Annotated in this window: 22 protein-coding genes; 14 read left to right on the top strand and 8 right to left on the bottom strand. The window is 60.9% G+C overall.

Going from position 1 to position 16,358, the window contains the following annotated elements; translation table 11 throughout:
• Genes ACNR9O_RS11035 through ACNR9O_RS11020 form a run of 4 tightly spaced genes read right to left on the bottom strand, consistent with a single transcriptional unit; the run spans position 1 to position 2,510 of the window.
• Positions 1–969, bottom strand: a complete 969-nt coding sequence (locus ACNR9O_RS11035) for a hypothetical protein (protein ID WP_473680588.1) — start codon at positions 967–969, stop codon at positions 1–3.
• Positions 966–1,823, bottom strand: coding sequence for an ABC transporter ATP-binding protein (locus ACNR9O_RS11030; protein ID WP_473680590.1), 858 nt, complete (start codon positions 1,821–1,823; stop codon positions 966–968). The genes ACNR9O_RS11035 and ACNR9O_RS11030 overlap by 4 nt, the downstream gene beginning before the upstream one ends.
• Positions 1,820–2,182 (bottom strand): GntR family transcriptional regulator, encoded by a 363-nt coding sequence (locus ACNR9O_RS11025; RefSeq protein WP_473680592.1) that lies wholly within the window; start codon positions 2,180–2,182, stop codon positions 1,820–1,822. Before ACNR9O_RS11025 ends, ACNR9O_RS11030 begins: the two co-directional genes overlap by 4 nt.
• A 4-nt stretch (positions 2,183–2,186) precedes the next feature.
• Complete coding sequence (locus ACNR9O_RS11020; RefSeq protein WP_473680594.1) at positions 2,187–2,510, bottom strand: hypothetical protein; 324 nt, start codon at positions 2,508–2,510, stop codon at positions 2,187–2,189.
• Positions 2,511–2,821: 311 nt separating this feature from the next.
• Here ACNR9O_RS11020 and ACNR9O_RS11015 point away from each other — a divergent pair, with 311 nt between their 5' ends.
• The 7 genes from ACNR9O_RS11015 to ACNR9O_RS10985 all read left to right on the top strand — a co-directional run bounded on the left by ACNR9O_RS11015 (position 2,822) and on the right by ACNR9O_RS10985 (position 7,884).
• Positions 2,822–3,607, top strand: a complete 786-nt coding sequence (locus ACNR9O_RS11015) for an SDR family NAD(P)-dependent oxidoreductase (protein ID WP_473680596.1) — start codon at positions 2,822–2,824, stop codon at positions 3,605–3,607.
• Positions 3,608–3,666: 59 nt separating this feature from the next.
• Positions 3,667–4,785, top strand: coding sequence for a metallophosphoesterase (locus ACNR9O_RS11010; protein ID WP_473680598.1), 1,119 nt, complete (start codon positions 3,667–3,669; stop codon positions 4,783–4,785).
• Positions 4,782–5,390 (top strand): hypothetical protein, encoded by a 609-nt coding sequence (locus ACNR9O_RS11005; RefSeq protein WP_473680600.1) that lies wholly within the window; start codon positions 4,782–4,784, stop codon positions 5,388–5,390. The genes ACNR9O_RS11010 and ACNR9O_RS11005 overlap by 4 nt, the downstream gene beginning before the upstream one ends.
• 355 nt (positions 5,391–5,745) lie before the next feature.
• The gene (locus tag ACNR9O_RS11000) at positions 5,746–6,267 is read left to right on the top strand and encodes a hypothetical protein (RefSeq protein ID WP_473680602.1); all 522 of its coding nucleotides are present in this window, start codon (positions 5,746–5,748) and stop codon (positions 6,265–6,267) included.
• A gap of 33 nt (positions 6,268–6,300) precedes the next feature.
• Entirely contained in the window at positions 6,301–6,759 is a 459-nt protein-coding gene (locus ACNR9O_RS10995) for a hypothetical protein (protein WP_473680604.1), read from the top strand.
• Positions 6,760–6,769: 10 nt separating this feature from the next.
• Entirely contained in the window at positions 6,770–7,111 is a 342-nt protein-coding gene (locus ACNR9O_RS10990; RefSeq protein WP_473680606.1) for a hypothetical protein, read from the top strand.
• Between the two features lie 47 nt (positions 7,112–7,158).
• A complete protein-coding gene (locus ACNR9O_RS10985; RefSeq protein WP_473680608.1) occupies positions 7,159–7,884 on the top strand; it encodes a hypothetical protein in 726 nt (241 codons plus the stop codon).
• Between the two features lie 165 nt (positions 7,885–8,049).
• Here ACNR9O_RS10985 and ACNR9O_RS10980 read toward each other — a convergent pair whose 3' ends face one another.
• Positions 8,050–8,757, bottom strand: coding sequence for an SGNH/GDSL hydrolase family protein (locus ACNR9O_RS10980; RefSeq protein WP_473680610.1), 708 nt, complete (start codon positions 8,755–8,757; stop codon positions 8,050–8,052).
• 248 nt (positions 8,758–9,005) lie between these two features.
• On the opposite strand from ACNR9O_RS10980, the gene ACNR9O_RS10975 reads away from it, so the two are divergent.
• Positions 9,006–9,944 carry an alpha/beta hydrolase gene (locus tag ACNR9O_RS10975; RefSeq protein WP_473680612.1) on the top strand — a complete coding sequence of 313 codons (939 nt, stop codon included), beginning with the start codon at positions 9,006–9,008 and terminating at the stop codon, positions 9,942–9,944.
• Positions 9,945–9,988: 44 nt separating this feature from the next.
• Here the strand turns inward: ACNR9O_RS10975 and ACNR9O_RS10970 are convergent, their stop codons facing one another.
• Positions 9,989–10,357, bottom strand: coding sequence for a nuclear transport factor 2 family protein (locus tag ACNR9O_RS10970; protein ID WP_473680614.1), 369 nt, complete (start codon positions 10,355–10,357; stop codon positions 9,989–9,991).
• Positions 10,358–10,518: 161 nt separating this feature from the next.
• Here ACNR9O_RS10970 and ACNR9O_RS10965 point away from each other — a divergent pair, with 161 nt between their 5' ends.
• The 3 genes from ACNR9O_RS10965 (at position 10,519) to ACNR9O_RS10955 (ending at position 13,101) form a co-directional block, all read left to right on the top strand.
• The gene (locus ACNR9O_RS10965) at positions 10,519–11,400 is read left to right on the top strand and encodes a LysR substrate-binding domain-containing protein (protein WP_473680616.1); all 882 of its coding nucleotides are present in this window, start codon (positions 10,519–10,521) and stop codon (positions 11,398–11,400) included.
• 10 nt (positions 11,401–11,410) lie between these two features.
• Positions 11,411–12,184: a hypothetical protein gene (locus tag ACNR9O_RS10960; RefSeq protein WP_473680618.1), complete on the top strand. Its 774-nt coding sequence runs from the start codon at positions 11,411–11,413 to the stop codon at positions 12,182–12,184.
• 98 nt (positions 12,185–12,282) lie between these two features.
• Positions 12,283–13,101 carry a tetratricopeptide repeat protein gene (locus ACNR9O_RS10955; RefSeq protein ID WP_473680620.1) on the top strand — a complete coding sequence of 273 codons (819 nt, stop codon included), beginning with the start codon at positions 12,283–12,285 and terminating at the stop codon, positions 13,099–13,101.
• 116 nt (positions 13,102–13,217) lie between these two features.
• On the opposite strand, the gene ACNR9O_RS10950 is transcribed toward ACNR9O_RS10955, so the two are convergent.
• Positions 13,218–13,664 (bottom strand): MarR family winged helix-turn-helix transcriptional regulator, encoded by a 447-nt coding sequence (locus ACNR9O_RS10950; protein ID WP_473680622.1) that lies wholly within the window; start codon positions 13,662–13,664, stop codon positions 13,218–13,220.
• A 191-nt stretch (positions 13,665–13,855) separates the two neighbouring features.
• Between ACNR9O_RS10950 and maiA the strand changes: the two genes are divergently transcribed.
• Together maiA and ACNR9O_RS10940 are read left to right on the top strand one after the other, a co-directional pair.
• Positions 13,856–14,500 (top strand): maleylacetoacetate isomerase, encoded by a 645-nt coding sequence (gene maiA / locus ACNR9O_RS10945; protein ID WP_473680624.1) that lies wholly within the window; start codon positions 13,856–13,858, stop codon positions 14,498–14,500.
• Between the two features lie 68 nt (positions 14,501–14,568).
• A complete protein-coding gene (locus ACNR9O_RS10940) occupies positions 14,569–14,862 on the top strand; it encodes a hypothetical protein (RefSeq protein WP_473680626.1) in 294 nt (97 codons plus the stop codon).
• Positions 14,863–14,887: 25 nt separating this feature from the next.
• Here ACNR9O_RS10940 and ACNR9O_RS10935 read toward each other — a convergent pair whose 3' ends face one another.
• Positions 14,888–15,832, bottom strand: a complete 945-nt coding sequence (locus ACNR9O_RS10935) for a LysR family transcriptional regulator (protein WP_473700727.1) — start codon at positions 15,830–15,832, stop codon at positions 14,888–14,890.
• Positions 15,833–15,944: 112 nt separating this feature from the next.
• On the opposite strand from ACNR9O_RS10935, the gene ACNR9O_RS10930 reads away from it, so the two are divergent.
• Complete coding sequence (locus tag ACNR9O_RS10930) at positions 15,945–16,340, top strand: RidA family protein (protein ID WP_473700771.1); 396 nt, start codon at positions 15,945–15,947, stop codon at positions 16,338–16,340.
• The last annotated feature ends 18 nt before the right edge of the window (positions 16,341–16,358 follow it).

Raw genomic sequence — 16,358 nt, 5'->3', positions numbered from 1 at the left:
TCAATCCGAGCTTTCGGTGCGCCAGCGGCGCAGGCGGGTGGCGGCGAACAGGAGAGCGATGCCGATCGCCGCGCCGATGCCGAGGTTCCATGCGCTGGGCATGTCGTTGCCCAGGAACGGCCCGTTGGCGATGGTCTGGCCGAGATGGGCGGCCTGGTTTACGTCGCCGATCTCGCCGAGCAGGCCCAGGCCGTTAGGCCAGCCGCTGGGCAGCACGCTGAAGAACCGCATCACGATCTTCCACAGCCGCAGGGTCTCGCCAAGCGAACCGACATCGGATACGGACATCAGCCAGCCGACAATGGCCGCAGTGATTACCGGCGGCACCACTGCCCACAGGAAGGGCTTGGAGCGCGCCCAGGCAGAGCAGAGCATCAGCCAGCCGGCAGAAGGCAGAGCCCAGATCAGATAGATCGGGACGAACGCCGTCAGGAAGGCCATGATCTTGAGCGGGTGCGCCATCGCCAGCAGTGGCCCCACGGCGATGCCATGGGCTGCCAGCGACAGCGAGAAGATGCCCAGCGCGAGGAGGCCGGTCACGATCGAGATCGCGTAGACGATCACTGGCGCTACCAGCAGGGCGGCGAGCACCTTGGAGGTGACGACCTGCGCGTCCGACACGGGCAGCGATTTCCAGAACAGCACGCTGCGGTCGCGCCGGTCGTCATAGAGCGAGCCGATCAGGTAGAAGAACAGCACGATGCTCATCACCAGCCGGGCGAACAGGCCGCCCGACAACAGCGTCACGTCCATGAGCAGGCTCAGCTGGTACGCAGCCGCAGGGTCTGAATGCGCCAGCGAGCCGACATTCAAAGCGAATCGCGGATCGCCGTAGCTGATCGCATGGCCGGTGCTGAGCACGACCGCCTGGGTGATCAGGAACACGACGGCGGCCACCAGCGGCGCCCACAGGAAGCCGCCACGGTTTTCCCACATCTCGCGCTTGACCAGCCAGTAGAGCGTGTTCATGCGTAGGTCCCTTTCATCGTGGCGACGAACAGGTCGCTGATCGATGGCCGGCGCACTTCGCCCATGGCTTCCAGAGTGGCGCGGTCGGCGCCGTCGAACAGGAAGATGCTCTTGCCGAACACCTGGCGTTCGTCCAGCGGCTTCATGCGGCGTGCGGTGTCGGCCTTGTCCGCGCTCACCATCACTTCGGCGAAACGCTCGCCGATGGCTTCCATGTCGGTGTCCAGCACGACCTTGCCGTCGCGGATGAACATCAGGTCGGTGAGGATGTGCTCGATCTCTTCCACCTGGTGGGTGGTGACGATGATCGTCTTGTTCTCGTCGAAGTAATCCTCCAGCAGGCTCTGGTAGAACTGCTTGCGATAGAGGATGTCCAGGCCCAGCGTGGGCTCGTCCAGCACCAGCAGGCGCGCGTCGATCGCCATCACCAGGGCCAGGTGCAATTGCACGATCATGCCCTTGGACATCTGCTTCACGCGCTGATTGGGCGTGAGCTTGGTGCGGGCGAGAAAAGCCTCGCACTTGGCGCGGTCGAAGCGCGGATGCACGTTGGCGACGAAATCGATCGCTTCGCGCACGCGGATCCAGCGCGGCAGCACCGCCACGTCGGCGATGAAGCAGACCTGTTCCATCAGGCGGTCGCGCTGGGTGCGAGGGTCAAAGCCCAGCACGTCCAGTTCGCCCTCGAAATCGGTGAGGCCGAGGATGGCCTTCAGGGCGGTGGTCTTGCCGGCGCCGTTGGGGCCGATCAGGCCGACGATGCGCCCGGCTTCGATGCGGAAACTCACATCGTCCAGCGCCGTCGTGTTCTTGTACCGCTTGCGCAAGCCACTGGCGGTGACGACGGCGTTCATGACTGGGCCTCCGCGGCGCTGAGGAGGGTCTTAAGGTCCAGGCCCAGGCGCTGCAGGCGTGCGTACAGCGTCGGCCATTCCTCGCGCAGGAAACGCTCGCGCTCGGACTTGAGCAATGCCTCGCGGGCTCCATCGATCACGAACATTCCCAACCCCCTCCTTTTTTCCACAAGTTGGTCATCGACCAGTTCCTGGTACGCCTTCGAAACCGTCAGCGGATTGATTTGGAAATCCGCCGCAACCTGGCGCACTGACGGCAGCGGGTCGCCCTCGTTCAAGGCGCCGTCCAGGATCATCGCCACGACGCGTTCGCGTAGCTGGCGGTAGATCGGGACGCTGTCGTTCCAGGTGATGGACATACGGTTATTCCTTGGTGATACGGCCGAGCGTGGTGCCAAACGAATAGTAGGGCATGGCCAGCTGGGCCCCGAGCAGGGCGGCGCCGTTCTCGGCGGCACGAGCGGCGATGGGGGCGACCGTGGCCGTGGCCACGCTGGCATCTGCCAGCAGGGCGGCGGCGCGCAGGTCTTCGGCGCTCGGATGGACATCGACCGGAGCCAGGTTGATGACCTTGACCCCATTGATTTCGGAAACGGGCACGACCTTGACGTTGGTGTTCAGGGCGGCCAGGCCTGCGGCGGTAAGCAGGACGGCAGCGGTCGTGGCGAGCAGGTTCGGCGCTTTCATGGCGGGTCTCCTTTAGTGACCTCGTGGACCGGTGTTGTAGTGAACTATAACACCAAGATTGAGCCCGTCAATAGGCGACCTCGAAAATCGCAACATGACTGATGGCCTATGGGGCGGGCGGAGCGGCTAGACCGGGTGCGGAGTGCGCGCCGCGCCTGGTCCTGCCTTGGATGCGCATACTCGCGCTGGGGTTTAGTGCGGAGCAGGGGCGGACATCAGCCTTCGCACATGACAGGCATCACGCCATCACAGCCCGAGGGCGGCGGCTTTTGTTTCAATGAGGCCCGGCCTCAATCTTAAGGAGTCGTCGCATGGATCTCGGCCTCGCGGGTCGTGTGGTCGTCGTTACCGGCGCCAGCAAGGGCATTGGCCTGGCCTGCGCCGCAGCCTTCCTGCGGGAGGGGGCGACTGTGGTCGGCATCTCCCGCTCGGTGGAGCACCTGCAGGCGGCTCGCCACCAATTGCTGGCCGAGGACCTGCATCTGCACATCGAGCCGGCCGACCTCACCGACAGCGTGGCTGCGCAGATGGTGATGGAGCGCATCGAGGACGACCACGGCCCGATCGAGGTGCTGGTCAACTGCGCCGGCGCCGCCCGTCGCACCCCGCCGGCCGAGCTGGACGCGCACGCACTGCACGCCGCCATGCAGGCCAAGTACTTCACCTATATGCATGCCATCGATCCGGTGATCCGCCGCATGGCCGCCCACGGCCGCGGCGCCATCGTCAACGTGATCGGGCAGGGCGGCCGTCAGGCCAATCCCGTGCATATCGGCGGCGGCGCAGCCAATGCCGCGCTGATGCTGGCCTCGGTCGGCTATGCCACGGCCTATGCGGGCAAAGGCGTGCGGGTCAACGCGATCAACCCGGGCGTGACGCGCACCGGGCGCATGCAGGAAGGGCTGGAAGCTTCGGCGCGCGCCACGGGCCAATCGAAAGAAGACCTGCTTGCCGCGCAGACCGCCGGTATTCCCCTGGGCCGCGTGGCCGAGCCCGAAGAAATCGCCAATGTGGCGTTGTTCCTGGCATCGCCGCTGGCCAGTTATGTCACTGGCGCCGTGATTCCCATGGATGGCGGCAAGACCAGCGTGATCTAGCGGCAAGGCGTCGCGCCGCGCCTGCTACGCTTGCGCGGAGAAGGATTCGGAGCGATGGAATGGAAGCAGTGGTGGAAGACAAGGGCGCCCGGCTGATCGGCCGGCTGATGGAAGGCCCGCTGGACATCGTGGGCGACGTGCATGGCGAAATCGACGCGCTGAACGATTTGCTGGCGGTCCTGGGCTACGACCGCCACGGTCGTCATCCGCAAGGACACCGACTGGTCTTCGTCGGCGACCTCTGCGACCGCGGTCCCGACAGCATCGCCGTGATGGAACGCGTGGGCGAATTGGTCGACCAGGGGCTGGCGCAGTGCGTGCTCGGCAATCACGAACTCAACCTCCTGCGCGCCGCGCGCAAGGAGGGCAACGGCTGGTTCTTCGACGACAACCACGACGTGCATGAGGGCAAGTTCGCCCGCTCGCGGCAGGCCGATGCATCGCAGCGACTTTGGATCCGGAACTTCATGGCGCAGCTGCCACTGGCCTTGCGTAGCGATCAGCTGCGCATCGTGCATGCGTGCTGGGACGAGGCGGCGGTGCGCCAGGTCGAGACTTCCCCGTTGCGCGACGTGGCCGAGCTTCACGATGCCTTCGTGCGAACGACCGCCGAGGACCTCGTGCGCGACGGCACCATGGCGCAGGCCGAGCGCGAGCTTTCGATCCACCGGGAGGCGCTGGACGATCCGATGAGCGCCCTGCCGTTCCTGCCGGCCCTCGCCCGGAAAAACGTCGCTCAGCAGATGTCCAACCCCGTACGTATCCTCACCTCCGGCGTCGAACGCCAGGCTAGCCAGCCGTTCTACAGCGGCGGCAAGTGGCGCATGGTCGAGCGTGCCGCCTGGTGGGACGACTATCGAGATGCGACGCCCGTCGTCGTCGGACATTACTGGCGCTGGCCGGTGCCGGTCGATCGCGATGCCTACGGCAAGGGCGGTACGGATCTCTTTGCCGGGATTCCGCCGCACGAGGGGCTGGGGCCGAGCGGCAACGTGCATTGCGTTGATTACTCCGTGGGGCGCCGCTTCCAGGAGCGCGAGCGCGGGATGCCATTCCGCACGCGCCTGGCGGCGCTGCGCTGGCCGCAGATGCGGATGGCCTTCGATGATGGAGCGGAGCTGGCCATGACGCTGGGGACCTCATCTTCTCCGAAGGCATCGTGTGAGGTGTCGCCATGAACTGGGATGCCGTGAGCGAAGCGTGGTTCAAGAAAAAGCAACTTTGGCCCCAAGAGAATGAACACCCCGACTGGGGATTCAACGTCAAGATGTCCACGCACCGCGTATGGGATTGGAGCGTGCGCACCTCGCGCATTCCGCCGGATGCCGTGTGGCTTGGCTTTCGAATCCACCGCGTACTGGGTTGGTCGGCCAGGGTGTTCACGCGGGACAAGCGTTACGAGGCGCAGTGGGAGTCGTCAGGTCTATCCGTTGAATCGGACCAGTTCAGATACCGGAGGCTGACGGCCTGGCCGGCTATTACTGATGTGGATGATTTTCCCAGGCTGATCCCTGCGCTGGAACAACTCCTGTCGATCCGGTTTCTGCCGTGCGCCACCGTCGAAGTGCCTTCGCTTACTTGCGGGCAGATCGAGAGACTACGGCGTTGGCTGAAGCCGGCTTGCGATGAGGTTGATCTTCAGGTGGACTGCTTGATCGATCCCTTGTCGCCGTCACTTGCCAACTACGTCGCGGATGAGGACAGAACTCCTCCTTCCTACCGTTTTGTCTTGCCCACCGGTGAGCTGGGTGGCGCGGATTCGGGTCTGGTCTCCGGGCATTGAATTCGCGCAGTCTCTTCTGATTTCCCGGGCCTGTTTCCGGCGATAAGCGGATGCCCGATCATGCCTGGAACGAACTTGCGAGTTGCGTATGGCTAAGTGCCCATGTCCTTTTTGCGGCGGTTTTGCTCACACAAGCGGAGGTATTCCCAACCATCAGGAGTGGCTTCTCATATCGGCCGTGCAATGGGATGCCTTGCCCGAGACTGTGCAGAGCAGTGATCTTTATCGCGACTCAGGCAAGCTCTACAGGTGCGTGTCCTGCGCGGCGATAGCGGTGTTCTGGGATGGGGTTGGCGCAGGGCCGACTTGGTATCAGTCGCATACATAGCAGGGCATGTTGTGATTGATTTTCAGCGTGAAGAAGGCACTCGTTTGCCAATTGTCCATTGGAGATATCGAACATGGAGGCTTTACTAGATGTGGCTGCTTGGCCGGAGGCCGTCTTGTCTTCGAGGAACAAGTCAAGCCAATGAAAGTCGTACTTCGCGATCTTCCTGATACGGCTCCGATCAAGGAGTATTGTTCAATCGTTCGTGTGATTCATGACACAAGATCCTGCACGATTCATTTGCTGGCGTACCCTTCCGGTCAGCAGATCGAGATCGAATTCGGCGGCGTCGTCGGTCTGAAAATATTGGACGAACGGGACTTTTCTCAGTTCTGGCGAGTGAATCTCGATCCGCCCGATGACATATACGATGGTTTGGTCACTCAAGTCGTCTCGGGCGGGTGGTTGCAGAGCGACGAAATACAAACGTCACACGTTCCATGTGGATTCTATGGGGACGTCGTGGAGTACCTGGTTTCGGGAGACTATGAGTGTGTAAACGTGCTATGCACTGAATACCCTAAGGTGCGCGTAAGCGGGCAGAAATAATCGGGATCTCCGCATTCATGGGTCAAGGGGCAGATGAGTACTGATTTTGAAACACTCGTTAACGCGTCGATCGAGTTGGGCCAGCGCACCATGATCCTTCCTATCGAAGAGCTGCGGCTCGTATCGGCTTTTGTCGAGCTTCCGAATCCGCATCGCGTGGTAGAGCGGCTGATGCGCGAGCTTTTCAATAACGACAACATGCATGTTCGTCGCATCGCGGTAAGCGCCTGCCGGCGGGCAAAGACATTTGATGTCCAAGGGCTTCAGGATGCGCTGACGGAGAAGCTGGGCGATCCGGAGCCGTGGGTGCGCTACGACGCCGTGTGGGCGATTCAAGAGGCAGGATACGACTCGCCGGAAATCAGAAGTCGAGTGACCACGATGGCCGAAGGCTTCACGTCGGGCGATGAAGCGTACCTGCGCAAGCATCCGGGCGATGCGGTGGTTCAAGCCCGGGTAAGGGCCCAGAAGTTGCTGGCGTCGCTGGCATGATCGTCTGGCGGTGTCTTTCGTCCTGCCTGTGCAGGCTGGCAGCAAGGACGCTGCTCCAATGATCTTCGCGGAATTGGAATATGCCTGTGAATACTGGGACTTCCACGAGGAGTTGAAGGCGTTTGTCTACAGTCACTTTTCCCTCGTCGAGTCAGGTTTGCAGTCCGACTCTTGGTTCTGGATTTTCGACGATGAAGAGAAAGTGGCGATCGACACGTTCTCTTCCATGAAGCACCAGGTGAAATCAGCCAAGGCCGGAGCTCACGTCGAACATGTCATCACCACGCTTCGACTGAAATATGCGGTTCGGATGTACCCCGAGCCAGAACTCGAAGGGAATGAGGAAGGCTAGAGCGCCGTCGGACTCACTTCCGATGTTCTACGTGCAGGGGGCGGGTCATGCTGCGCGTGTTCGAGAAGATGGAGAGAGGCGTGCTATCCGAGAAGCGGGTTTTCACTTTGAGCATGGTTCCTTTTGCAGGCACGGGAATTGCCGCCTGGCTGGGTGGGCACAAGACTGCCGGTTATCTCTTCTTTGCCGCCATGGGAGTATTTGTCCTTGGCTTCTTGTATCAGTCGTATCGACAAAGGAGAGCCCTGAAAGGAGGTCCGCCGGATCCCTCGGAACATTGGGGTACCAATGTCGATCTTGAGGCAACGACCTTTAAGTACTCGAAGGCCGAGCTGATGGCGCTTCACTGTGGCGCAGTCCTTTCGCTCCTGGTTGGTCCTGCCATTTACATTCTCGCGTCTCCGCGGTCGGAAAGTGCCAATTTCGCCGGCTTGTGCGCGGTTGAGGTCGTCGTCGCCTTGGCGTTCTGCGTAGGCTATCGATCCTATATGGCTTATTCGGTCACGATCGCTAGCGATGCCATTACCGTGAAAAGCCTCTTTCGAAAGAGAGAGTTCCGCTTTTCCATGCTTGGCAAAATAGCTTTGCTGGAGAGTGGGGGTAGAGGCGTCCGGTATGTCCTTGCGCTCTACGATAAAGATGGACGGAAAGCATGCCTGATCAGCGATGGGGTGGAGGATTTCGAGAAAATGGTCGTTCTAGCGAAGGAGGCCGCCTTTGCTGCAGGTACGCCTTATAGATATAGAGACATGTGGGGATGCTGGACCACTTGACGGTGGTTCATGGTCTTTCATATCTGAAGCGGGAATCTTCCTGTTGAGGCGAATATCGATTGGCATTGGCGACATAGCCTAATGTGTCACTACTGTGTCGCGGAAATGCTGCTCCAGCGCATCGATCGCCTTTCCGGGCTCTTTGGAGCCTGCTGACGTCGTATGTCAGCGTGGATGGCTCCCTGATACCGGCAACGAGTCCTCAATGGCCTGCGCGACGGCAATCGCGATTCTTTGATATCCCTCGTCCGAATAGTGGACGTTTTGCGGCCGCTTGAAGAATCTTGGCTCGAAACGCTTGGTGAGGTCGTATAGATCGATCACCGGAATGCCGTGCCTTTCCATGATCTCTTTGGCGGCCTGGTTGTACTTGACGACGTCCTCCGGCTTCCGGCCCGCTTCCCCGTCGGGAACAACCGTAGTGTTCTCCCATACGATATGGGCTTTGGTCTTCTCCAGCCGCTCGACAATCCGCTCAAGATTTCTCTTGTACTGGTCGAGACTGATCGAGATCGAGCCGTGAACTTTGTCGTAATCGCTCCCCTCCGGAAGGTCCGGGTTGCGATAACAAATGTCCCACAGACCAAAATTGAAGCTGATCACGTCCCACTTCGTGGATCCCAGCCAGGCATCCAATCGTTCAAGGCCATGCGCGGACGTCTCGCCGTTCTCCGGAATGCGGACAACTTCAGCCTTATCGTCAAGAAGTGTGGCTACGTGGGGCGCGTAGCCCTTTGATATCGAATCGCCAATGATGAGTACCTTTGGCGGTACGGCATTCGCGTGCAATGGTTGCGCAAACCAGAGCGCAACGAAGGCAATGACCGAAAAGCGATTTATCAAGGCAAACATCCCCATGTAGGTAAGCGCCATGCCCGCACGACAGGGAAGGGATACTAGCGAATAGGGCAGCCATGACCATGTGCCTGGCGGGTCGGCGTAACTACAGCAGGAGGCTTTAGTCAGCGCAAGACATTGCGGTCCTGGCCTTTCTAAAGACATTTTCCAGGCCCAGCCACTGCACAAGGTGCCGCTATATAGGGCGAGGACGTGCCGCATGTCTCGGCAAATGCCCGGTTCTCGATAGCCCAAATCATCTCGTCGCCACAAGGACGTTTGTCATGAAGCTTTGGTCAGTTGCTCTAATGCTGCTGTTCGCCGGTGCCGGTGTGAAGGCAGAAACGCCTACATGGCAGCCAGCCGTCGGACACACGCAAGTACCGTTGTGGCCTGGGACGGCGCCGGATCTTCAATCCGTGCCCGGTCCGGAAACCATGAAGTCGAGCGAGAAGTTGCTGGCCGGCAAGCCAGTGACCGCTGTATCCAATGTGACGCAGCCGACGATGACGGTGTATGAGCCCACCGGAAAGAATTCGGGGGCTGCGGTTGTCGTGATCCCTGGAGGCGGGTTCCATATATTGGCCATGGACCTGGAAGGCACCGAGGCCTGCGACTGGTTGACCTCCCATGGCGTTACTTGCGTGTTGCTGAAGTATCGAGTGCCGAGCAAGCCCTACGAATGGAAGTGCGATTGCCGGCCGCACAACTTGGCGCTTTCGGTGCCATCGCTGCAGGACGTGCAGCGAACCATGCGGCTGGTGCGCTTTCATGCGGCGCAGTGGCATGTCGATCCGCACAAGATCGGTGTGCTGGGCTTTTCTGCCGGCGGATTCCTCGTGGCCGAGATAAGCACGAACTTCAATCGGCATCTTTATGCACCGGTGGACGCGGCGGACAAAGAGAGTGCGCGGCCGGATTTCGCGATGCCGATTTACCCGGGGCATCTCGCTCGCGAGGATGGCAAGTTGAATCGCGACGTGCCGGTATCCAGCGAGACGCCGCCCACCTTTCTGGTGCAGGCGGAGGACGACTACGTCGATGGGGTCAACCAGTCGCTGGTCTATTACACCGCGCTGGCAAAAGCGCGTGTGCCGGCAGAGATGCATCTGTATGCGCATGGCGGTCACGCCTTCGGCTTGCGGCCGACGCAAGACCCCATCACGGGTTGGCCTCGGCTCGCCGAGGCGTGGTTACGGACGATAGGCATCCTCCACGACTGAGGGGTATGCCCGCTTTCGACACGTGGCGGATCACACGGTCATGGTTACGCGTTCGACGTCATCACCTTCTGGACGATCTTCCAAGTCCCCTGGACCTTCAAGCAGGACAGCATGTCCGTGAAGACGCGTGGGGGAACCTGCAATCTCACCTTCAGGACCGCGAGATCCTTCTCGACATCGATGGAGAGGATCTGATCGTCGCGATCGAAGCCCTGTTGTTTCGGCGAGGTTGTGCCGCGTACGACGGCCAGCCACGTCGCGATCGGCGTCACGCTGACGTCGCTGTCCTGGCCGATCCTCGTCACGGAGCTGGACGGGTGAAACAGAGGGGCGAATTTATCGGCGTCCATGTCATAGGCGGCGTCGAAATAGGTCAGGGCGATCGAACGCAAAGCGGCGACATCGGAGTTCATGGCGATCCTCAAGGATTTTCGGGGACATTCGGTGCGAGGCGCCAAGCGCCTGTCCGTCAGAGGAAAGGTTTGGCGGTACGTGGCGACGAAGCCTAGGGCAGGGGGTCTTATGAGGCTAGCCATCTTGCGAAGGAAGGTGTCATGAGTAGTATTCATGAATAATGAGAAGCGAACTGAATGAGCTCGCCACTTTTGCGATGGTGGCCCGTGAGCGCAGCTTTACCCGAGCCGCCGCCAAGCTTGGCGTATCCCAATCGGCACTCAGCCACACCATTCGAGGGCTAGAGAAGCGGCTTGAATTGCAACTGCTCGCCCGGACAACCAAGAGCGTTGCGCCAACGGCCGCGGGGGCCGCGCTACTGAAAGATCTGTCGCCCGCGCTCGAGCAAATCGCTCAAGCGCTGGACAAGGCACAGCGTATCCGCCGCCGCCCGGCGGGTCGCCTTCGTATCGTGATGTCCCGCTCGGCGGCCGTCATGGTGTTGCTGCCGCGGCTCACGGCATTCGCCGAGGCCTATCCCGACATCGTGCTCGACGTCGTCACCGTGACGGGCCCGGTAGACCTCGTCGCCGGCGAGTTCGATGCGGGCATCCAGCTCGGCGAGTACATCCAGAAGGACATGGTCGCCGTGCGCGTCACGCCAGAGTTGCGCTTGGCTGTCGTGGGATCGCCTGGTTATTTCTCGACACGAAGCTTGCCTAAAAAGCCGCAGGATCTCAGCGATCATCGGTGCATCACCCTGCGCCTTCCGAGCGGCCCCTATCGATGGGAGTTCGAGCGCGGACGAACATCCGTCACGATCGGCGTGAACGGCCCGCTCATCATCGACGACACGCATCTGGTGATCCAGGCAGCCCTCTCCGGAGCGGGTCTCGGTTTCGTCTATGAAGAGCAGGTTGCCGAGGACATCGCCAAGCGGCGGCTTATCCGTGTGCTGGAGGATTGGACGCCGCCGATTCCCGGCTTCTTCATGTACTACCCCAGCCGTCGGCATCAGCCTTCAGCACTGTCGGCGCTGGTCGAGGTACTGCGCATCCGCTGACGGAAGTTGGATGCCCGGGAAGTTGGGGATTGCAACTTTGGCTGCCATGAATGTCGAACATCCTATGAAGATTGCCGCTGCCCTCGTACCGCTGTTGATCGTCATGCTTGCAGGCCTTGGGGCCACTGCGCTCTCTATCGGTGCGGTGATTTTGTTTGCTGCGCGAGGCGAGGCAGTTGTTCATGCGCTCCCCTATCTTGCGATATCGGGGATAGATTGGCTTTTTTTTGGCGTGGGTATGGTTCTTTTGGTGATATCTGGCATGAGCGTCAGTGTCTCGTTCCGGCGCGCTCGATCGATTCGACGGGGATGGAATGGAGGAAACGAGCCGACTAAGGGGCGAACCCACGAATCGACGGTGTTGAAGCCACCCGGCTCCAAGATCCTGCGCGCTCTTCTCGGTATGGCGGTTGGTGCCGTATTTCCCGCCCTTGGGTTCGCCTACTTCCTGATGAGGCCATCCATGCCATCGGCTCTTTGTGCAGCTTACTTCTTCTGCCTCGGGTTCATCGTCTTGGTAGATGCAGTCAAATCGATATCTTGTCGTGTCGAGATTCTGGAAAAGGGGCTCCTCTATTGGAGCTGGTTTTCCGCCAAGGCAATGCCAGTGGTGGAGATCAGGTCGGCCAGATACGGCGGTTACAGAACGACGACGACGCTGACAGTTTTTGGCGACAAGCGCTGGTTCCAGGTGTCGAGCGATAGCTTCGAACCGGCTCAGATGGAGGCCATTCGCAAGTTCTGTGACGAGGCGGCCGAGGTATATCCCGATTGGTCTTCTTAAGCCGGCACCGGCCTATGCAAGAATCGCTTTCGCCCGACATGCGCGGACGCCTAACATGGCCATCTAAAGCCAACACCACCTCAACGAAAGGAGTCACGATGACCACGCAAGGAGAGCATGGGGTTACCCAGCGGCTGAAAGAGCTTCATCGGATGATTATGGATCCGAGCAAGACGTTCAGCGCCAGTGCGACACTCAAGGAACTCGACGAACTCGAAGCCAGCCTGTCGCCGATGCCTGTCGAGGCGCGCGGTGAGCTGAATTACATCCGGGGTTTTGTGCTTTATCGGGTGGGCAGGGCGGAAGAAGCGCTTGGGCCGAGTTCGGAAGCCCTGCGCATCGACGCGAGCCATCCTTTTCTGCCGGCAAGCGAGCGATCCCACTTCCTCTACAGCCTTGCCAACCAGGCGGAGGAGGTCGGGGCTTGGGATATCGCAATCGATGCCTATACCCAAGTCATTCCCTTGTTCGATACCGACCCGGGGCTGTCAGAAGATCAACGGCTGGGGACGCGCGAAAGCCTCGCGTTCTGTCTCCACGAGGCCGAGGAGTACGCCAAGGCGTTTTCGATCAACGCGAGTGTTTTGGCGAGCGGCGAGCGATTGTTCGGGCCGGACAGCGACAAGCTGCTGGTGGTGATCACCAACCTTGCCCAGAACGCGCACAAGCTGCGTGAGCTGGACAAGGCCAAAGCGTTTCTGATGCGCCGGCTGGATATCGCCTTGAAGCACGACGTGACGCACCACATCGATGAAGCCCTGTTTCAATTGGGCGTGCTCGCTTATGAGCAAGGGCGGCTGGACGAAGCGGAATCGTTCATGCAGCGGCGATTGGCGCTGGCGCGCAACAGCGATGATCCGTCGCGGATTGAAGAGGCCGAAGAGGCGCTTCAGGTTTTGCACACCCTGGCGTCGTAAGGCATTGACCTGGGGCGCCGGCCCAGCGAGTAAGCATGGCCGGCGCTGCAGGAAAGGCTTTGCGAGCCGTACGGTCTGGCTGATACGACGCACGTAGACTTGCTATCACTCATGTGTCACTGCGCCGACAGGCGCGCCGCCAACGCCGCACGATCAAGCCCCTCCGCTATCTCACGCTGCGCCGTCGCATCGAACTGCGTGAGGAAAAGCTCATTCACCGCGGCCTCGTAGATCTTCCACATCCGCTTACGTAGTGATCGCCCCGCATCGGTGATGGTGACGTAAGCCGCGCGTCCGTCTTCGGCGGATCGCGCGCGTGTGACCAGGCCTTCCTGTTCCAGGCGATCCACCAGGCGAGTGAGGTTGTAGCGCTCGATCACCAGCGCGTCGGCCAGCTCGTGCATGCGGCGCGTGCCGTCCTTGCCGCTTTCCACGCCCCACAGGGTGTCGTACCAGGCATAGGCGGGCAGGCCGGCCTCGGCCAGGCGACGCTCGATCTCGCGAATCAATGCACGATGCGAGCGCACGAATGAGAACCAGAGATCCGGTTTCTTGTTCGCCACAGGCGATGCCTCCTTTCCGATGAGTTGCAATCGCAATTATATCGCGGCATGATCGAATGACGTCGATTGCAACTGCAATCGTGTGTCGGTGGCTGGCTTGAGCGCTTCTTGTCCTCTCCCCATGGACGTGCCATGGCCAGTGCCGTCCCAGGGAGAGACCCCCCTGGAAACCTGCAGAAAGGATCCGCACTGTGACCATCCTGCTCTATGGCTTCTGGCGCTCTAATGCAGCCTTTCGCGTTCGTGTCGCGCTTGCGCTGAAGCAGCTTGCTTTCAAAGAGATCGAAGTGGACATCCTGTCCGGTCGCCAGTTCGATGCCGACTACGATGAGGTAAATGCGGAGCACGCCGTGCCCACCCTTGTTCACGACGGATATCGCATATCTCAGTCGATGGCGATCATGGAGTATCTCGATGAGATCGAACCATCGCCGCGGTTGCTGCCGGAGGATGCCAAAGAACGCGCGTACGCCCGATCGCTAGCGCTCGTTTCAGTAGCCGACACTCATCCCTTGATCGTGCCACGCGTTCGCAAGCATCTCGGGAAGGCCTTTGGCGCCGATCAGCCGGCGATCGAATCCTGGTGTCGGCATTGGGCGGCCGAAGGAGTGGCGACTTACGAGCGGTTGCTCGATCGCCGCCCGGCGGCGCCGTTCGCGCTGGGGAGCGAGCCGACCATCGCCGATATCTGCATCGCTGGGCAGGTCATCATCGGGGGTCTTTATCAGCTGGATATGGCGCCCTTTCCCAAGGTGGCGGCATTAGCCCGGCACTGCTTCGAACTCCCCGCTTTCGCGGATGCCCATCCGTTCCGGCAACCCGGCTATAAGCCTTGAGAGCATCTGCATAGTCCACGATCGCTTGCTTCCACATCCATATCCTTCTCCAAGCAGAGATAGGATTCGTGTTCCCCGCCATCCATCCGCCCATGCTTCGCGAGGCGCTGCCCATGATCTTTGCCGTGTTCCTTGTGACCCCCACTGACGCGAAAATCGAGCATCTTGAAGAGGCGCCCGAATTGCTTGAGCGCGACGGGCGTTCGTTCTCGCTACGCGCCGGTCCGCGCCAACCGCAGCCGACGGATCATGTCTGGGATCCGGTCGCGGTGTATGCCCCCGATGAACTGACAGAAGAAGAGTTCCAGGATCTCTTCGAGGCCAGCCGAAAGCGCATACCGGAATTGAATTTGAAGTACTGAGCGCAAGGGCGCACAGAACGCCGGTTTACCGCCCGCCCCGGCGACCGACAGGTGCATGCGTCGCCATCAGTTCGACGATCCAGTCCATGAACACGCGCAGCTTCGCGCTGACATGCCGGTTCGGCGGGTAGGCCAGATAAAGCGGCATGGCATCCAATTGCCAGGCCTCGAACAGCGGCACCAGCTCACCTTGGGCAACGTGTCGCTTGGCCATGTAATGAGGTAGCCAGAGCACGCCAAGGCCGGCGAGCCCCGCTTCAAGGTAAGCATTGCCGTCGTCGACCGTGAGCACGCAACGCCCCTGGATCCGTGCGGTTTCGATGCCCTTGCGCATGGCATAAGGGAAGGGCTTGCCGGTGCGCGACCAGACGTAACCGACGATGCGATGCTGCGCGTCTTCCAGCTCGCGGGGATGCAGGGGCGTTCCTGCCCGTGCCAGATAGTTGGGCGCCGCGTACACGCCAAGTTGGAGATCGCCGACGTGACGGGCCTTCAAGGAGAGCGACGTCAGCTCGCCACCACGCACGACGCAATCGACGTTCTCGCCGATGAGATCGACCATGCGGTCGCTGACGCCCAAGTCCAGCTGGATATCCGGATAGCGCGCATGGAAGGCAGGCAGGGCCGGTATCAGAATCATGCGCGCCAACGGGCTCGGGACATCCACGCGCAAGCGGCCTCTGGGTGAAGCCGAGGCTTCGGAAAGGCTGTTCTCGGCATCGTCCAGCTCGGCCAGCAGTCGTGTGGTGCGCTCGTAATAGATCGACCCGTCCGCGGTAGGGTTGACCTTGCGCGTGGTGCGATGGAGCAACCGGACGCGCAGCCGGGCTTCGAGCTGCTGGATCAGCTGGGTCACGCTGGTCTTGCTCATGCCCAGCGTTTCCGCGGCCTTGGTGAAGCTGCCGGTTTCCACCACCCGGACGAAGGCCTGCATTGCATCGAACCGGTCCATTGCTGCTCCAGAGGCCATGGAAATTGTTTGGATTCTACAAACAGTCCTTGCCGGAAAAGGCCGTTTATCGCGGCTGCAAGGCCGCCTAGATTGGCCTCTCTCGTTCTGGGCATCGATGGAGTTTGGACCCATGGCAACACGCGACGTCGTTTTTCCTGCAGGCCGCCGTGCGCTCTACGAGCGCAACCGCTATTCGCCGGCCATTCGATCCAACGGCTTTCTGTTCGTGTCCGGGCAGGTCGGCAGCCGCGATGACGGTTCGCCCGAACCGAATCTGGAGCGGCAAGTCGCGCTCGCCTTCGAGCATTTGAGCGATGTATTGGCGGCGGCCGGATGCACCTTCGAGGACGTGGTGGACGTGACGGTCTTCATGGTCGATCCCGCATCGACGTTCGAGAAGGTCTGGAGCGTCGTGCCGGCCTATTGGGGCAACGCGCCGCATCCCACGCTGACGGCCGTGGGCGTGACCTGGCTTTACGGGTTTCAGTTCGAGATCAAGGTGATCGCGAAGTTGCCGGAAGGTTGAGGCGGCATGGCCCGGCGC

It is taken from the genome of Dyella sp. CR10, assembly GCF_055814425.1.
This window is presented reverse-complemented; position numbering and strand designations above follow the sequence as displayed.